Here is a 16,960-nt window from a genome sequence, read left to right as displayed (position 1 = left end):
TTCAAAACGGAGTGTTAAAATTATTTTAAGTGGTAACTCTGGGTCAGCAGAGGATGATTTGAGTAAGTAAACTAATGACAAGTTTGTATGGCAATAACTGTTCTTTGAATCGACAGCTCATACCAAGCTTCCTACTTCCTTTGCTAGTAGCTCAGCTCATCTTCAGATGTCTAATATTTAGTGACAAGTACATTTATTGCAGAACTCATCCTGCTTTTCAACCGAATAGATTTTACTTTTTTCTATTTAATTGAAGTCAATAATGTGATATATATCTTATTTTTATTCTTGCTTTTTCAAAATCTGTCACTTTTTTTACTTCCTCTTACGAATAGATAGGTGGAGGTAAAAAAATGTATAACAAAGTAATTTTAATTGGACGTTTGACAGCTACTCCTGAAATGGTTAAGACTGCTAGCGATAGGTCTTTTACACGTGTCACAGTTGCGGTTAATCGTCGCTATAAGACGCAAAATGGTGAGCGTGAGGCTGACTTTATTACAGTGGTTGTCTGGGGGCCTTTGGCTGAGACCTTAGCCTCTTATGCAAGCAAGGGGAGTTTAATTTCTCTTGATGGTGAGCTTCGTACCCGTAAGTACGATAAGGATGGCCAAACCCATTACGTTACTGAGGTGCTTTGTTCCTCTTTCCAACTTCTGGAGAGTCGTGCTCAGCGTGCTGTTAGGGAGAATAATCCTGATAATGACTTGGCTGACCTCGTCTTGGAAGAAGAACTTCCCTTCTAGTTTATCCTTTGACTAGCTATCTAGGTCTCCTATCTTTGAAGCAACCTCTCTAAAAAATCATTATCTTGTTCCATACCTTGTTTTGAAGAATTGTTGGAGATAAAACATTAAACACCTGTTAGATTAATAAACAGTAAAATTAGATAAGACTTAGGATGATAGGGGTTTAAAAGTATGGATAGAGTAGAGAAAGTTATTTGAAAAACCTTAAAATGTAGTTATAACATGGTTTTTTGCTATTTGGTTAATTAGCCAAAACAGTGTACACAATTAACAGTTCTTTCTCATTTATATCATTGTTTTATTACCAATTTTTAAATTAAATGATAGAGGTTTCGTGATAAACTATAGGTGGGTAAGGAAAAAGCTATAAAAGTTACTTTTATAGTAGGCATTATTTGTTTGGAAGGAAAGTGTGAAATATCACAACTAGAACACTATCCTTGCAATTGTTTGAGGCAGTTGCATTTTTGTTTATTGTTGTGAGGCCACAGGTCCATAATTGATTTCACAGACAATTGACTATGACACTCCGACTGACATATGAATTAGGATGTTAAGCGGTCGTTGACTTTTCGTCTAGCCTTGGGGGAACACATTGGTGTGATTCCTAAGACTCACCAGACTAATGTGTTTGAAGCTAGGATGATTCGTCTTAGCTTTTTTTGTGTCCTTTAAAATGGAGATCTTTGGTATTGATTTTCTTATGCTATAATAGAAGGACTAAGCGAGATAATATCTCGCAAATCTTGGAACGGGAGTGATACTAATGCTTGATTTTACCCAAGAAGAGAAAGACTTTTTTATGTCTGAAGCTCTTAAGGAGGCCGAAAAATCTCTAGATAAAGCAGAGATCCCAATTGGCTGTGTCATCGTTAAAGATGGCGAAGTCATCGGTCGTGGGCACAATGCACGTGAGGAGCTCAATCAAGCTATTATGCATGCGGAGGTCATGGCTATTCAGGAAGCTAATAGGACCGAGGGCAATTGGCGTTTGTTAGATTGTACCCTCTTTGTGACCATTGAACCCTGTGTCATGTGTAGTGGGGCCATCGGCCTGGCTCGTATTCCTAAAGTTATCTATGGAGCAAGTAATCAAAAGTTTGGTGGTGCGGGCAGCCTCTACGATATCCTACGAGACGAGCGTCTCAATCATCGCGTGGAAGTAGAGACCGGTATCATGGAGGAGGAGTGTGCTAAGATTATGCAAGACTTCTTCCGCCAGAGTCGTGAACGCAAAAAAGAAGCCAAACGATTGGCTAAATTGGAAACAATGCAAGATATGTAAACAAAAGTGCAAGTCCCTTTGGACTTGCATTTTTAATGGAAGATGAGTATTTTTGTTTTCCTGAAGACAGTTTAAGTCACTCTTTCTATGCTTTATTTTTTTCTTTCTCTCCTGTTAGAAGAAAAATAGGCATAAAGAGAATCAGAGTACCAAAAGCGGACTTCAAATTAGCATCAATAATTGGTGTTCCTAATCGTATATGAAAGATAAGGTTGATTAGGAGTATCAGAAGTAGGCTACTGATAATTCCAGCTAAAGCTATTTTTACGAGTAAATAGTTATTCATTTTAGGTGATTGATTAGTAGTAGTATCATTTGTTCGATTTATGGTATGTTTCATGAGTTATCATCCTCAAAATCTTTGAGATATCAGGTGAGTTCTGTTAGTTAGTGGGTGAGGTTATAGAAAGATTTACCCGCAGCATAGCTAAGGTCATAAGTCAGTTTCGCAGCAGCCATGCCAACAGAAATAGCCACCCAAGGAACCACTCCACCTGATACAGCTTCAAGTTCTTGAGTAGTCATGTGTTTACGATTGTTAATTGTCTTAGTCATTGTTCATATGTCCTTTCTTTTTATCGTGCAGAGTCCATGTAGCCGTTGTAGGCACCAAGGCAAATCATAGTTCCAATAGGTCCTGAAGCTAGGCAGAGCCCTCCAACGGCAAGGTTAGTCTTCCATCCGCCTCCTGTTACTGAGGCTAAATCAGAAGTGTTCATTTCTTTGTTAGTCATTATTGTTCTCCTTTTTTATTTTTGGTGAGTTTTAAAATCTCGTACCCTCTCACCATGAGTTAAGAGATATGTTAAACATGACTTCTCCTTTCAATAAAGTCAGCCATGTCACTAGCTTTTGGTGCTTTTCTCAAGCTATGGATTTATTATAAGGTGTCGAGAAATAAAAAAGTAGTGACATAAATGTCAACATGGTAAGTCTTATGTTTTATCGAAGTTTAGACTGACCGAAGGAAATAATAGGGACTGATAGGAAATAGGACTAGCTAGTCTTATCATAAGTTCTCTACTTGCAATCACTTCGATTTATGGTATAATATTTTTCGGAGCAACATCTGTGCGTGAAGCGGGTCAGGGGAGGAATCCAGCAGCCCTAAGCGATTTCAGGTGTGTGCTCTTTTTTTGTGTTAAGGAGGATTTATGGCCAAATTTAGTGTTTTTAAAGATCAAGAGAGCCTTTTTGCTTGTCCAATCTGTCAGGTACCAATGCATTTGGATTTGTCTAGCTTGGTTTGTCAGAATAGGCATACCTTTAATATTGCCAAGCAGGGCTTTGTCAATTTTTTAAGACAGACTAAGGGAGATAAGCACTATGATATGGCTTCTTTTGAAAAGAGGAGTCAGATTTTAGCAGCAGGCTATTACGATCCTATCCTGAAGGTGATTTCAGAGCGCTTGCGTGACCTTCCTGGACACTCGCACGTGTTAGATGTTGCCTGTGGTGAAGGCTATTATAGCCGTCAGTTGGCTCAACAGTTTGACAAGGATTTCATGGCCTTTGACTTGGCTAAGGATTCAATCCTTCTTGCGGCACGTCAAAATCCTCAGAAAAACGTAGCTTGGTTCGTTGGTGATTTGGCTCAATTGCCCTTACGTGAACACAGTATCGATGTCATTTTAGATATCTTTTCACCAGCTAATTATCAAGAATTTGGAAGACTTTTGTCTGATCAAGGCTTGATTTTCAAGGTTATTCCTCACGAAGGTCATCTTAAAGAGTTTCGCCAACTGTTACCGGAGGCGCAGGCTTATTCTAACCAGGATGTTCTGGAACATTTTCAAGAGTCTTGTGAGCTTTTGGAGCGTGTGACGATTGCTAAGACTTGGTCTATGCCATCAGAGCATGTTCAAACATTTGCTGAGATGACACCTCTTTTCTTCCATGCCAATAAGGATACTTTGGACCTGACTTCAGTGACGCAATTAACCGTTGCGGGAGAGCTGCTGGTTGGTCGTATTAGAGATGATAAGCAATCCTAACAGTCGTTGGGATTTTTTTGATGGGAAAATATCTCAGTTAGCTTGTTTGGTCTTCCTAAAAGGTGTATGATGGGAGCAATAAGTAAGAAAGTTTCAGTAATGGGTAAAAAGTGATGAAAAATAGAGCCTATAAGAACTACATTTTTGATTTTTATGGTACCTTGGTTGATATCCTAACCGATGAGAAGGATCCTATGTTATGGGATAAATTAGCCCAACTTTACCAAGCTTATGGGGCGGATTATAAGGGTGAAGGTCTTAAAAAATCTTATGCTAAGCGTGTGGCTCAGACTCGTAAGGAGTTAATAGAGATTAAAGGAGTTGCTTATCCAGAAGTTGATTTAGCTCACATTTTCAACCAGCTTTATGTAGATGCTCGGCCTCAGTCTAGTAACTCTAGTCAGCCGGACGATTGGGGAAATTTGATAGCCATGGTCTTTCGCGTCTTATCTCGTAAGCAGTTGTTAGCTTATCCGCATACCAAGGAGGTTTTGACCTTTCTAAAAGAGCAGGGTTGTCGTCTCTATCTCTTGTCTAATGCTCAAGCAGCCTTTACTAATGCTGAGATTGACTTAATGGAGTTAAGACCTTACTTTGATGCCATTTACCTGTCTTCGGATGTGGGTATCTGTAAGCCTCAACCTGAATTTTTAAAGCAAGTTTTGGATGATCATGGGTTAAAGCCATCTGATACTGTCATGGTGGGAAATGACCTGACGACTGATATTGCTGTGGCTGAGGCAGTTGGGATTGATGGTATCTTGCTGAATACCTTCCCTTATTCTCGTCGAGAGTTGGAGAAATCCCCAATCAAACCAGATCGAGTGATTACTGACATAGAGGCTCTAAAGACAAATTTTACATAAAAATACACTCTATTTGGCAAAAGCAAAGACAATTATCAGAATTTTTGGTATAATAATTCCTAACTTTATGTGAATGGAGAATCTCATGACTGCACAAAAAATGTCCGCACAAGAAATTATCGCTTTTATCGGTAATGCTGAAAAGAAAACGAATGTTAAAGTAACTTTTGAAGGGGAATTGGCAACCGCTGTTCCAGTTTCTGTCACTAAGCTTGGTAATGTTCTTTTTGGAGACTGGAAAGATATCGAACCACTTCTTGCGAATTTGACTGAAAACAAGGACTACGTTGTAGAACAAGATGGCCGTAACTCAGCTGTTCCATTGCTTGATAAACGTCACCTTAATGCGCGTATCGAACCAGGCGCTATTATCCGTGACCAAGTAACTATCGAAGATAATGCTGTTGTTATGATGGGCGCTGTTATCAACATCGGTGCTGAAATCGGTGCTGGTACTATGATTGATATGGGCGCAATCCTTGGTGGTCGTGCTACTGTTGGTAAAAACAGCCACATCGGTGCGGGTGCGGTCCTTGCTGGAGTGATTGAACCAGCTTCAGCAGATCCAGTTCGTATCGGTGACAACGTTCTTGTTGGTGCTAATGCTGTTGTTATTGAAGGTGTTCAAGTTGGTAACGGTTCAGTCGTTGCTGCTGGAGCTATCGTTACTCAAGATGTTCCTGAAAATGTGGTTGTAGCTGGTGTTCCAGCTCGCATTATTAAGGAAATCGATGAAAAAACACAACAAAAAACAGCACTCGAAGACGCTTTGCGTAACTTGTAACATATTGATAGTAGAGGCCTGTAAGGCCTCTATTTCTAGATTCTCTATAAAATAAGACAATAAAAAGGACAAAACATGACACTTGATTTAATTAAAATCAGACGCGACCTTCACCAAATTCCTGAAATTGGTTTGGAAGAATTTAAAACTCAGGCTTATCTCTTAGAGCGTATTGCTGGAATGACTGAAGGTAAGGACTTTGTGGAGCAACGTACTTGGCGTACAGGAATTCTTGTCTATCTTCACGGGCATGCTCCTGAAAAAACCATTGGTTGGCGTACAGATATTGATGGCCTCCCAATCGTAGAGGAAACAGATCTTGACTTCAAGTCTACTCATGAAGGTCGTATGCATGCTTGTGGACACGATATGCACATGACCACAGCACTTGGTCTTTTGGACCAGATGCTTCAAGTACAGCCTAAAAATAACATGCTCTTCCTCTTCCAACCAGCCGAAGAAAATGAAGCTGGTGGTATGCTTATGTATGAAGCTGGTGCCTTTGGAGATTGGTTGCCAGATGAGTTCTATGGCCTCCACGTCCGTCCAGATTTCAAGGTAGGTGATATTGCGACTAACACAAGTACCCTTTTTGCTGGAACTTGTGAAGTCCTCGTTACTTTCAAGGGGAAAGGTGGACATGCGGCCTTTCCACATGAGGCCAATGATGCTCTTGTAGCAGCTTCTTACTTTATTACTCAAGTGCAAACGATTGTCAGTCGTAATGTTGACCCTATTCAGGGTGGGGTAGTTACCTTTGGTTCTTTCCATGCAGGAACTACTAATAATGTTATCGCTGAAACTGCAGAGGTTTATGGAACTATTCGTACCCTTACTCAGAAAATGAGTCTCCTTATCCAGAAGCGCGTGCGCCAGATTGCAGAAGGTGTAGCAGCTAGCTTTGGTATGGAAGTGGATATCATGTTGAAACAAGGTGGTTATCTTCCTGTGGAAAATAATCCAGCCTTGGCCAAAGAGTTGATGGCCTTCTTTGATGCTAGCCCAGAAGTTAACCTGATTGATTGTCCACCGGCTATGACTGGAGAGGATTTTGGTTATTTGCTTAGTAAGGTTCCTGGTGTCATGTTCTGGTTGGGAATCGACACGCCATATGCACTTCACCATCCTAAGATGAGTCCAAACGAAGATGCCCTCGCTTTTGCAGTGGCTGAAATTGGAAAATTCCTTAAACACAAGGCAGAAGCCTAATCAGAGTCGATAAAGCTAAAAAATCTACCAAGTCTGACTTTTGGTAGATTTTTTGATATGATAAACCTATGAAAAATGAACTTAGAAAAACAGTCTTGGCTCAATTAACTTCACAAGAACCTGAGACTAAGGCTAAGATAGATAAACATCTTTTGGAGCAATTGATTGCCTTACCTGCTTATAAAGAGGCTCAGGTGATTGCGACTTATTTGTCTTTTCCTCATGAATATGATACCAATCTTTTAATCAATCAGGCTTTAAAGGATGGTAAACGACTTTTGATTCCTAAAACATATAAACAAGGTCGAATGATTTTTGTGGATTATGATCCAGATAATCTTGTTGCAACCTCTTTTGGCTTGATGGAACCTGCGTCTGATTTGGCTGTGGAAAAATCAGAGATTGATTTGATTCATGTGCCAGGAGTAGTTTTCAATGATGAAGGCTATCGTATTGGTTACGGAGCAGGTTACTATGACCGCTATTTGTCTGATTTTGAAGGGGAGACAGTTAGTACGGTTTATCCTTGCCAGAAACATGATTTTCAACCAGACAGCTATGATATTCCTGTTAAGGAGGTCGTCACATGCCAGTAAATGAGTGGAAAAAATACCCAGCAACCTATCTATTGTTGGGGCTTACGACGTTGACTTTTATCTGTCAATATCTTTTAAACGGCTTTCAAGCGACCTCGCCTTTGAGCCTTTTTAAGATGGGAGCTATGTACGGTGCGTTTGTTCAGTACAGTCCCTTGAACCTTTGGCGTCTTGTAACACCAATTTTTGTGCATATAGGTGTTGAGCATTTTCTATTTAATATGCTTACTCTTTACTTTATGGGGAAAATGGCTGAGCAGATTTTTGGGACTCTACGTTTTCTAGGGCTTTATTTGTTAGCTGGTGTTATGGGAAATGCCTTTACCTTACTTTTTACGCCTAATGTTATTGCAGCTGGTGCTTCGACATCCTTGTTTGGACTTTTTGCGGCTGTTGTGATTCTTGGTTATTACAGTCACAGCCCCTTGCTTAATCAGTTAGGCCGTAATTATTTGGCTTTGATTGTTATTAACTTAATCTTCAACCTTTTTACACCTAGTGTTGGGATTACAGGCCATCTCGGTGGTTTAGTTGGAGGTGCTCTTGCAGCTATCTTTTTGGCCAACAAGGTTGAAAGTCGCTTATTTAGTAGAGGTTGGCGTTCTACAGCTCTTTTAACCTATATTTTACTATTGCTGATTCTTCTAGGATTCACTTATTTTTAAGCCATATGAAAAATCCATCGAATGTTATGTTCGATGGATTTTATTTTAGTCTTTTTTAGCTGCTTTGCCTTCAAGTTTGTGGCCCAAGTCAATGAGGTATTGCTTGAGGTTATCTTTAACTTGAGGATGTTTAAGTGCGTAATCGATAGACGTTTTCATGAATCCGAATTTGTCACCGACATCATAACGGTCTCCAGTAAATTCGCGAGCAAAGACGCGTTGTGTCTTGTTAAGTGTATCGATGGCATCAGTCAGTTGGACTTCGTTTCCAGCACCTGGTTTTGAGTTTCCAAAATACCGAAAATTTCAGGTGTTAGAAGGTAACGTCCGATGATAGCAAGATCACTTGGTGCATCTTCTGGATTTGGTTTTTCAACGAAAGTTTCAACGCTATAACGTCCATTTTCGCCTTTGCCTTGAGGGGCGATGACACCATATGAGGAAACTTCTTCGTGAGGTACAGGCATAACTGCAATGGTTGATGCATGTGTTTCCTCATAGTCGTTAATGAGCTGCTTAGTCAAAGGTACTGCTTTGTCATTAGTGATATCCATGAGGTCGTCACCAAGCATGACAACGAATGGCTCATTTCCGACAAATGCTTTGGCTTGAAGAACTGCATCTCCAAGACCACGCGGATGGCTTTGACGGATAAAGTGGAGGTTGATAGCAGTGGTGTCATTAACCAATTTCAACAAGTCTGTCTTACCTTTTTGTTCCAAGTTGTATTCTAACTCGAAGTTTGAATCAAAGTGGTCTTCGATAGAACGTTTTGACTTACCAGTAACCACCAAGATATCTTCAATACCTGATTTGAGGGCTTCTTCAACGATAAATTGGATGGTTGGCTTGTCAACGATTGGCAACATTTCTTTGGCCAAGGCCTTAGTAGCTGGTAAAAAGCGTGTCCCGAGTCCTGCAGCGGGGATGATAGCTTTTTTAACTTTTTGATTCTTCATGAGAACTCCTTAGATTTTTATTTTTTATCCCATTCATTTTCAGAGCGCAATTCATTGGACATCATATTGAGAATAGATTCCTTGATATCAGCACCCTCATAGATAGATTTGTAGATTGCTGTTGTAATTGGCATGTAGACACCGAGTTCTTGGGCGATTTCGTAGGCAACCTTTGTGGTTGAAATACCTTCGATAACCATTCCCATGTTACGTTCAATGTTTTCTAGCTTTTCTCCACGACCGAGCGCATCCCCAGCACGCCAGTTACGTGAATGGATAGAAGTTCCTGTAACAATAAGGTCACCAACCCCAGATAGACCGCTGTAAGTCAAAGGATCGGCACCGAGTTTCACACCAAGACGAGTAATTTCTGCAAGTCCACGAGTAATAACGGCTGCCTTAGCATTGTCCCCATATCCCATACCGTGGAGGGCACCTGCACCTACCGCGATAATGTTTTTAAGAGCACCAGCTGTTTCAACACCAATCACATCTGAATTGGTGTAGAGGCGGAAGTAGTTATTACTGAAAATGCCTTGGACATAGCGTGCCACTTCAAGATCCTTAGATGCTGCTGTAATCAAAGTGATATCGCGAACGATAGTTTCTTCAGCGTGGCTTGGACCAGATACGACAACAATGTCACTGCGAAGTTCCTCAGGAATCTCTTCTTCAAGGATTGTTGAAAGACGTTCGTGTGTTCCGGGTTCCAATCCTTTTGAAGCATGCATGACAACGACTTTGTGGTCCAAAAGTTCGGCAACTTGTTTAGCAACTAAGCGAGTAACCTTGGTTGGAACAACAAAGAGAACAGCGTCGACACTATCTAGGGCTTCAGACAGTTCCTTGTAGGCTTTAATATTTTCATCCAAAACCACATCCTTGAAGTAGCGGGTGTTGGTGTGTTTCTCGTTAATTTCATCAATTTGTTCAGGGATGTTTCCCCAAATACGGACCTCGTGTCCGTTGTCGTTGAGTACCTGAGCAAGGGCAGTTCCCCATGAACCAGGGCCCAAGACAGCGATTTTTTGTTTTTTCATCATTAGGTCTCCCTTTAGGTCCTTTCTAACAAAGTAGAAAAAGACTGTATTCTTTTTCATTATAACATAAGAAAAGCATGTTTGTCTTGTACTCTCTGTTAGGAAGGCTGATGGCCATTTATTTTTTCAGCCAATTTTGGGCAATGTAGCCTCCAATGAGGGCAGCCATGAGCGTTCCTCCAATCAGGATTAAGACATGACTGCCTGTAAAGGGAACCATAACTTGATTGACATAATCTTGAGTTTTCCCTTTGGCCAGGAGCTGTGCGATATAAGCTTTGGGCGCAAGCCACATGGTGATAATGGGTGCTAAGTTCCCTAGGGAAAAAATCATATAGGAGAGTAGATTAAGTTTATTATTCTCATAGTTCCCTTTCTTAGCTAGAAAATCAGCGACAAGGCCGGCTAAAAAGCTAGGAAGAAAGGCTAGAACAAAGTGCCCAGAGGCAAAGAAGAAGAGGGACATAAAGATACCCAGACAGGTAATAGCTCCAAATTGTTTAGTTTTTCTGATAAGCCCCAAATAGACCCAACCTGCAAAGATAGCAGCTAAAGCAGGCGTATGATACATATTTTTGACTTTGAAAAAGATTAAATCAATGGCAACTGCAAGGGCTAGGCAAATAAAATAGAGTAGAATAGCTAGACTGGTTTGTTTGATGAATGTCTTTTGACGCATGAGGTCTCCTAATCAATGTGAGGTGTTTTAGTTTTATTGAGCCAAGAGTATGCCAAACCAATGAAAATACCTCCGCCAATCCAGTTACCGAAGAAAACGACTATCCACTGACGTAGAATATTTGCCAAAGTGAAATTACCTACAGCGTCACGCACACCGTTGAAACCGAGCAACATGAAAGAGGCAAAGTTAGCAATCAAGTGTTCATTAATCAAAAATACAAACATAAAGATAGCTGATAGCGCAATGAAAATTTTAGCAGATTCTTCTTTGAGGAGCATGTAGCCCAAGATGGCAATATTAACGAACATATTCGCTGTAATACCTTCTGTAAAGTTCATCCAATCTGTTTTTCCAAGCTTGGTTGAGACAGCAGTAACTAAGAAGCTCTTGTCAGTCAAATGTTGGAAAGAGAAGGATTGGTTGAAGAACCAGGCCAAGATAAGGGCACCGACAAAATTAAAGAAGGTACAGTAGAGGAGGATGGTACACATCTTGCTCCATTTGATTTTACCATAATAGGCACCACTGGTCAGGAACATCATGTTTGAAGTAGCCAACTCTCCATTGAATATGAGAACGAAGACCAGTCCGATGGCAAAGATAAAGGCAAAGACAAAACGAGAAAGGGCTGGAATACCTGTTGCGATAACATCCGCACCAATAATTCCTACAGCAGTCGACATGGTAAGATAAGCTCCTGCAAGCATAGAACGCAAGGCATAGCGCCCCAGACTTTCGTCAAAGAGAGCTTCTTTTTTAGCACAAGCAGCGAATACTTTTTCTTGAAATTGAGACATAGGTTTACCTCTAAAATATGTGGCATGGAGCATGGCAAATGCGCAAGCTCGAGTGAAACTTAATCTAGGATGACCATGAAAAAAAGTCAGGACAGTTGTCCCAACTTTTCCAAGTCTTAATATGAGGATGCTCCAGATGTGGCATCTGCGGATGGGGCTGCGTCGCCACCATGACCACCCGCATCTGATGCACCAGATGTGGCGTCGCTACCGCCATGACTAGCTGCAGCTGGTGCAAAAGGACCGCTTCCTCCGACAAGGCGTTGACCAGTTGTTTCGAGATACCAGTCAAGCCATGGTTTAAAGTTAAAGACGATTTCATTGATTCCTGCATAAGAACCATCATCATAGTACATAGCCTGATAGTTATGCGTATTGATAACTCCTTCAGGTGACCCAGGAACAATCGTACGAACATATTCTTGGTTACCATTACGCAGTGTACCGATAACCCATTCCACATTTTTCATACGAGCTGGTGGAAGTGAGCCGTGAACAGTTGACATACGGCTACCAGATTGAGGTGGCACACGTTTGGCAAACATAGTGTCAGGATCTTGATGGGCGTTGTTGTAGTAGAGGAACTGGTTGTTATCATCGGCATAGGTCAATTCAAATGGCATAGCCTTGAGGAACATGTCAATTTGATTAACCGTCAAAATACCGTGGTCCAATTTCACGTAGGTATCACCAGATACCGCACCAGTGATTTCAGCTACTTTTTCTACCCACTCTGGATCGTCAGGATCAACTTCGGTAACAGTTGTAGCGATTGGGTTGTTACAATCCAAGTCTTCAGGTTCAATTGGTTTTGGTTTTTTCAATTTAGAAACCACTCCTACATATTGGATGAAATTGTCTAAGCATTGTTCAAGGAAATTAATAGTACCTTCGTTAGTAATGTTCCCCTCAAGGTCAAAAGCTTCTTTAGCCTTTCCAAGCAAGAATTCATTACCTGGAAGTGTATAAGCATTAACACCAGGCGCTTCAAGGATTTTACGCAAATGCACTTGGGCACGTGAAGTTCCTTGGTCGTAGTAAGAAGCACCAACAATCATTACAGGCTTGTTTTCAAAAGGGTGCACTTCGAATGATAGCCACTCTAATACTGATTTAAGTGCTGCAGAGATAGTGTGGTTGTGCTCAGGTGTTGCAATGATGACACCGTCAGCGCGTGTAATTTTGTTATTAAGTAAGCGAAGTTGGAAACTTTCATTCCATTTTTCATCTTGGTTAAACATAGGAACTTCATCAATTTCCAAAACTTCAAGTTCAAATTTAATTTTAAAATGTCTTCTGATAAATTCGAGCAGTTTACGGTTATATGATTGATCATAATTTGCTCCAACGAGTCCAACAAATTTCATATTTTATATTCTCCTGTCTTATAGGCTTTCCCAGTCGAAGTCTTCAGCTTCTTTATGTAATAACTCTGTAGCATGTGAGAGTTTACCAGTAATTTTGACGTAGAGACGGAAGTCATCGAAAATAGCATCTAATTTTTTGATGACATCGAGGTCAACTAAATCGCCGTTGCTATCAAAAGCTTGAAGGGAATGTGAAAGCAAGAATTCGTCTGGAAGCACGTTAGCTTTGATTTCTGGAGCATTCAAAATTTGACGAAGTTGTAGCTGTGCACGAGAAGCTCCTAGAGTTCCATAAGATGCTCCTGTAATCATAACAGGCTTATTCAAAAGAGGGAAAACACCGTATGAGACCCAAGCTAAAGCATTCATGAGAACAGCTGGAATTGAGTGGTCATACTCAGGTGTTCCAATAATAACCCCATCAGCCTCATCGATTTTTTTAACGATTTCAAGGACACTTTCTGGCAATTGTTTGTTAGCGGGTTTGTTAAAGACAGGGAGGTCTTTGATTTCAACAAGTTCGATGTCTGCCTTATCTGCAAAATGTTTCTGAATATATTGCAATAATTGTCTATTAGTTGAACGTTTTGAATTCGTACCAACAAGTCCGATGAATTTCATGACAATTCTCCTTAAAAGTATTATATCTATTATTATGTTAGCGTTTTCCTGGTTAAAAGTCAATCTTCGTTTAATGAGAAAGTGATTAGACTATTACCTTTGTCATCTTATTTCGAATAGATTATAATAGGATAGATTTAAAAGTCTGAAGCTAGCATGGCTAGTTTTACAAGAATTAATTTATAGATGTATCGAAAGGAAAAATAATGACAAAAATTCGTGGATTTGAACTTGTATCAACCTATACCAATCAGGACTTGCTTCCAAAACGGGAGACAGCCCATGCAGCTGGCTACGACTTAAAGGTGGCAGAGCGCACAGTGATTGCACCAGGAGAAATCGTCCTCGTCCCAACTGGGGTCAAGGCTTATATGCAAGCGGGTGAGGTGCTATATCTTTATGATCGTTCTTCTAATCCTCGCAAAAAAGGTCTGGTCTTGATCAACTCTGTTGGAGTTATTGATGGCGATTACTATGGAAATCCAGGGAATGAGGGTCACATCTTCGCCCAGATGAAAAATATTACGGATCAGCCCGTGACTCTTGAAGTTGGGGAACGCATCGTTCAAGGTGTCTTTATGCCCTTCTTAATTGTAGATGGAGATGAAGCTGACGGTGTTCGTACAGGTGGTTTCGGATCGACAGGGAAATAGAGAAAGAATATGGCAGACTATTTATTAGTTGTAGATATGCAGTCAGATTATGTTGCTGTTGGAAAAGCGTATCATGAAGAACTGATTGCAGCTGTAAATGACAAAATTGCTAGCTATCCCAGCGACCGGGTTATCTATATTCTCAATCGTTTTTTCTGGGAGAGAAAAGATAGAAAGAAGAAATTTACGACCGGCTTGCTGCTTGTATCTTCTTGTATCTTTGAGAAGCGTCGGGCTTCTTGCTTTACTAATCCAGATTTAAAAGAGTTTCTGGAGGGGAATGCTGCTAAAAGCTTAGAGTTTATAGGGGTAGATGGCAATGGCTGTGTCAAGGCTTCCATTTTGGCAGCTGTCAAGGAGAATTATCAGGTTTCTGTTGATTTGTCCGCTGTCGGAGTTGCCAACCAGAAGAAATTTAAAAAAACATTGCATAAGTGGCATTCTGTCGGAGTAATCGTAGAAGGAGAATTATCATAGCAAAGAAAAAATCAACTTTTGTTTGTCGAGAATGTGGCTACAATTCACCCAAATATCTAGGGCGCTGTCCCAACTGTTCTTCTTGGTCCTCTTTTGAAGAAGAGGTTGAGGTGCAGGAGGTGAAAAATGCCCGTGTCAGTTTGACGGGTGAAAAGTCTAAACCAACTAAATTAAAAGAAGTATCCTCAATCAATTATGCCCGCATAAAGACTGATATGGACGAGTTTAACCGTGTTTTAGGTGGCGGTGTGGTTCCGGGCAGTCTGGTTCTTATTGGAGGAGATCCAGGGATAGGGAAATCAACCCTCCTCTTACAGGTGTCAACGCAACTGGCTAACAAGGGTACGGTCCTCTATGTATCTGGAGAAGAATCTGCCGAGCAAATCAAATTGCGGAGCGAACGTTTAGGTGATATTGATAACGAATTTTATCTTTATGCTGAGACTAATATGCAAGCCGTTCGCAGCCAAGTAGAGGCCATAAAACCCGATTTCCTCATTATCGACTCTATTCAGACCATCATGAGTCCAGAGATTTCTGGCGTTCAAGGTTCTGTATCTCAGGTTCGTGAAGTCACTGCTGAACTCATGCAGATTGCCAAAACCAATAACATTGCCACATTTATTGTTGGGCATGTGACCAAGGAGGGACAGCTGGCAGGACCACGTATGTTGGAACACATGGTGGATACTGTGCTCTATTTTGAGGGGGAACGTCATCATACCTTCCGTATTTTACGAGCAGTCAAAAACCGTTTTGGTTCAACCAATGAGATTGGGATTTTTGAGATGCAGTCTGGTGGTTTGGTAGAGGTGCTAAATCCTAGCCAGGTTTTCTTAGAGGAACGCCTAGACGGTGCTACAGGTTCTGCCATTGTTGTGACAATGGAAGGTAGCAGACCTATCCTAGCTGAAGTTCAAGCCTTGGTGACACCAACCGTCTTTGGTAATGCCAAGCGGACAACGACGGGACTGGACTTTAACCGTGTCAGCCTCATTATGGCTGTTTTAGAGAAACGTTGTGGCCTTCTTCTCCAAAATCAAGATGCCTATCTCAAATCGGCTGGTGGTGTCAAATTGGACGAGCCAGCTATTGACCTTGCTGTAGCGGTTGCGATTGCTTCTAGTTACAAGGAGCTTCCAACCAATCCACAAGAAGCTTTTATAGGAGAAATTGGGTTGACTGGAGAGATTCGCCGAGTAACTCGCATTGAACAGCGCATTAATGAAGCTGCTAAATTAGGTTTTACTAAGATTTATGCTCCGAAGAATTCCCTGCATGGCATGAAAATTCCAGAAGGTATCCAGGTCGTTGGAGTTACGACAGTGGGAGAAGTACTCAAAAAAGTCTTTTCTTAAAAAAATACCTCAAAGCCAGAATTTGGAAGCGCTTGCAAAAATACCTGTTCGATGCTATACTTTTCTTAAGAATAGGGAGGTATTTATTATGCAATTTTTCACAGACAGCAACATGCAGTTCCCTTTAGTTGAGTTATCTCTTAATCAAGGTGAAACAGTCTTTATCCAGCGTGGCAGTATGGTATATCACACACCGAATGTGACACTGAGTACCAAATTAAATGCCAGTGGATCAGGTTTAGGTCGCTTTGTAAAAGCAGTTGGGCGTTCAATGGTTTCGGGCGAAAGTAGCTTTATTACTCAGGTTGTCTCGCAGTCCAATAACGGCTATATAGCCTTGGCCCCTGATTCTCCAGGTCAGGTGATTCCACTTTATTTAGGTGAAAAACAGTACCGACTCAACGACGGTGCCTTTCTAGCACTTGATGGCACAGCTTACTATACAATGGAGCTCCAGTCTGTTGGTAAGGCTCTTTTTGGTGGTCAGGGTGGTTTCTTTGTGATGACAACCCAAGGCCAAGGAACACTCTTGGCAAATGCCTACGGTTCTATTAAAAAAATTGAGCTAAACAACCAAGAAGTGACTATTGATAATGCTCATGTCGTTGCCTGGAGTCAGACACTTGATTACAATATTCACTTGGAAAATGGTTTCTGGCAGTCTATTGGGACAGGAGAGGGTGTTGTGAATACCTTTAGAGGAACAGGTGAAATTTATGTTCAAAGTCTCAATCTTCAAACCTTTGCAGGCTTGCTTAATAGATACTTACCAAAACGTTCATAGTATAAATTGAAGGAGAGTGGATGCTTGTTAGCATCTATTCTCCTTTTTATATTGCGAACTCAATAGCTGACAAG

20 protein-coding genes, 1 other RNA gene and 1 pseudogene are annotated in these 16,960 nt (G+C 40.9%); 13 read left to right on the top strand and 9 right to left on the bottom strand.

Features of this window, described 5'->3' with window-relative positions; all coding sequences use genetic code 11:
• Window positions 1-353: 353 nt before the first annotated feature.
• Window positions 354-746 carry a single-stranded DNA-binding protein gene (locus HMPREF2867_RS06970; RefSeq protein WP_070576692.1) on the top strand — a complete coding sequence of 131 codons (393 nt, stop codon included), beginning with the start codon at window positions 354-356 and terminating at the stop codon, window positions 744-746.
• A 769-nt stretch (window positions 747-1,515) separates the two neighbouring features.
• Window positions 1,516-2,034: a tRNA adenosine(34) deaminase TadA gene (gene tadA, locus HMPREF2867_RS06965; RefSeq protein ID WP_060971580.1), complete on the top strand. Its 519-nt coding sequence runs from the start codon at window positions 1,516-1,518 to the stop codon at window positions 2,032-2,034.
• Window positions 2,035-2,119: 85 nt separating this feature from the next.
• On the opposite strand, the gene HMPREF2867_RS11450 is transcribed toward tadA, so the two are convergent.
• From HMPREF2867_RS11450 to HMPREF2867_RS06950, 3 genes are read right to left on the bottom strand one after another with little or no spacing between them, the layout of a single operon-like run.
• Window positions 2,120-2,374, bottom strand: a complete 255-nt coding sequence (locus HMPREF2867_RS11450) for a hypothetical protein (protein WP_070576689.1) — start codon at window positions 2,372-2,374, stop codon at window positions 2,120-2,122.
• Window positions 2,375-2,421: 47 nt separating this feature from the next.
• Complete coding sequence (locus HMPREF2867_RS06955; protein WP_002892002.1) at window positions 2,422-2,589, bottom strand: class IIb bacteriocin, lactobin A/cerein 7B family; 168 nt, start codon at window positions 2,587-2,589, stop codon at window positions 2,422-2,424.
• 20 nt (window positions 2,590-2,609) lie between these two features.
• Window positions 2,610-2,768 carry a class IIb bacteriocin, lactobin A/cerein 7B family gene (locus HMPREF2867_RS06950; protein WP_002892000.1) on the bottom strand — a complete coding sequence of 53 codons (159 nt, stop codon included), beginning with the start codon at window positions 2,766-2,768 and terminating at the stop codon, window positions 2,610-2,612.
• Window positions 2,769-3,088: 320 nt separating this feature from the next.
• Here HMPREF2867_RS06950 and ffs point away from each other — a divergent pair.
• The 7 genes from ffs (at window position 3,089) to HMPREF2867_RS06915 (ending at window position 8,148) form a co-directional block, all read left to right on the top strand.
• An RNA gene (ffs, locus tag HMPREF2867_RS06945) (signal recognition particle sRNA small type) lies at window positions 3,089-3,174 on the top strand.
• Window positions 3,175-3,188: 14 nt separating this feature from the next.
• Window positions 3,189-4,028: a methyltransferase domain-containing protein gene (locus tag HMPREF2867_RS06940; protein ID WP_070576686.1), complete on the top strand. Its 840-nt coding sequence runs from the start codon at window positions 3,189-3,191 to the stop codon at window positions 4,026-4,028.
• 113 nt (window positions 4,029-4,141) lie between these two features.
• Entirely contained in the window at window positions 4,142-4,894 is a 753-nt protein-coding gene (locus HMPREF2867_RS06935) for an HAD family hydrolase (RefSeq protein WP_070576682.1), read from the top strand.
• A gap of 85 nt (window positions 4,895-4,979) precedes the next feature.
• Window positions 4,980-5,678: a 2,3,4,5-tetrahydropyridine-2,6-dicarboxylate N-acetyltransferase gene (gene dapD / locus HMPREF2867_RS06930; RefSeq protein ID WP_070576679.1), complete on the top strand. Its 699-nt coding sequence runs from the start codon at window positions 4,980-4,982 to the stop codon at window positions 5,676-5,678.
• 75 nt (window positions 5,679-5,753) lie between these two features.
• Window positions 5,754-6,887: an N-acetyldiaminopimelate deacetylase gene (locus HMPREF2867_RS06925; RefSeq protein WP_070576676.1), complete on the top strand. Its 1,134-nt coding sequence runs from the start codon at window positions 5,754-5,756 to the stop codon at window positions 6,885-6,887.
• A gap of 68 nt (window positions 6,888-6,955) precedes the next feature.
• On the top strand, window positions 6,956-7,483 hold the full coding sequence (locus HMPREF2867_RS06920) for a 5-formyltetrahydrofolate cyclo-ligase (RefSeq protein WP_070576673.1): 528 nt from the start codon (window positions 6,956-6,958) through the stop codon (window positions 7,481-7,483).
• Window positions 7,474-8,148 carry a rhomboid family intramembrane serine protease gene (locus HMPREF2867_RS06915; protein WP_002891988.1) on the top strand — a complete coding sequence of 225 codons (675 nt, stop codon included), beginning with the start codon at window positions 7,474-7,476 and terminating at the stop codon, window positions 8,146-8,148. Before HMPREF2867_RS06920 ends, HMPREF2867_RS06915 begins: the two co-directional genes overlap by 10 nt.
• 45 nt (window positions 8,149-8,193) lie before the next feature.
• On the opposite strand, the pseudogene galU reads toward HMPREF2867_RS06915, so the two are convergent.
• The 6 genes and pseudogenes from galU to HMPREF2867_RS06885 all read right to left on the bottom strand — a co-directional run bounded on the left by galU (window position 8,194) and on the right by HMPREF2867_RS06885 (window position 13,614).
• A pseudogene (gene galU, locus HMPREF2867_RS06910) lies at window positions 8,194-9,107 on the bottom strand (UTP--glucose-1-phosphate uridylyltransferase GalU).
• A 17-nt stretch (window positions 9,108-9,124) separates the two neighbouring features.
• Entirely contained in the window at window positions 9,125-10,147 is a 1,023-nt protein-coding gene (locus tag HMPREF2867_RS06905; RefSeq protein ID WP_060971571.1) for an NAD(P)H-dependent glycerol-3-phosphate dehydrogenase, read from the bottom strand.
• Window positions 10,148-10,265: 118 nt separating this feature from the next.
• Window positions 10,266-10,826, bottom strand: a complete 561-nt coding sequence (locus HMPREF2867_RS06900; protein WP_070576671.1) for an MptD family putative ECF transporter S component — start codon at window positions 10,824-10,826, stop codon at window positions 10,266-10,268.
• Window positions 10,827-10,834: 8 nt separating this feature from the next.
• Window positions 10,835-11,626, bottom strand: coding sequence for a formate/nitrite transporter family protein (locus tag HMPREF2867_RS06895; protein ID WP_070576667.1), 792 nt, complete (start codon window positions 11,624-11,626; stop codon window positions 10,835-10,837).
• Between the two features lie 116 nt (window positions 11,627-11,742).
• Window positions 11,743-12,993 (bottom strand): NAD(P)H-dependent oxidoreductase, encoded by a 1,251-nt coding sequence (locus tag HMPREF2867_RS06890; RefSeq protein WP_070576664.1) that lies wholly within the window; start codon window positions 12,991-12,993, stop codon window positions 11,743-11,745.
• Between the two features lie 18 nt (window positions 12,994-13,011).
• Window positions 13,012-13,614, bottom strand: a complete 603-nt coding sequence (locus HMPREF2867_RS06885; protein ID WP_002886986.1) for an NADPH-dependent FMN reductase — start codon at window positions 13,612-13,614, stop codon at window positions 13,012-13,014.
• Between the two features lie 206 nt (window positions 13,615-13,820).
• Between HMPREF2867_RS06885 and HMPREF2867_RS06880 the strand changes: the two genes are divergently transcribed.
• From HMPREF2867_RS06880 to HMPREF2867_RS06865, 4 genes are all read left to right on the top strand, one after another.
• Complete coding sequence (locus HMPREF2867_RS06880) at window positions 13,821-14,267, top strand: dUTP diphosphatase (RefSeq protein WP_002886985.1); 447 nt, start codon at window positions 13,821-13,823, stop codon at window positions 14,265-14,267.
• Window positions 14,268-14,276: 9 nt separating this feature from the next.
• Entirely contained in the window at window positions 14,277-14,744 is a 468-nt protein-coding gene (locus HMPREF2867_RS06875; RefSeq protein WP_070576661.1) for an isochorismatase family protein, read from the top strand.
• Window positions 14,741-16,102, top strand: a complete 1,362-nt coding sequence (gene radA / locus HMPREF2867_RS06870; protein WP_072903619.1) for a DNA repair protein RadA — start codon at window positions 14,741-14,743, stop codon at window positions 16,100-16,102. Before HMPREF2867_RS06875 ends, radA begins: the two co-directional genes overlap by 4 nt.
• Before the next feature lie 88 nt (window positions 16,103-16,190).
• Window positions 16,191-16,886: a TIGR00266 family protein gene (locus HMPREF2867_RS06865; RefSeq protein WP_037598509.1), complete on the top strand. Its 696-nt coding sequence runs from the start codon at window positions 16,191-16,193 to the stop codon at window positions 16,884-16,886.
• Window positions 16,887-16,960 lie beyond the last annotated feature (74 nt).

The organism is Streptococcus sp. HMSC064H09 (genome assembly GCF_001812625.1).
Lineage (GTDB): Bacteria > Bacillota > Bacilli > Lactobacillales > Streptococcaceae > Streptococcus.
Note: the sequence above shows the minus strand (reverse complement) of the source record. Positions and strands in the feature narration are given on the sequence as shown.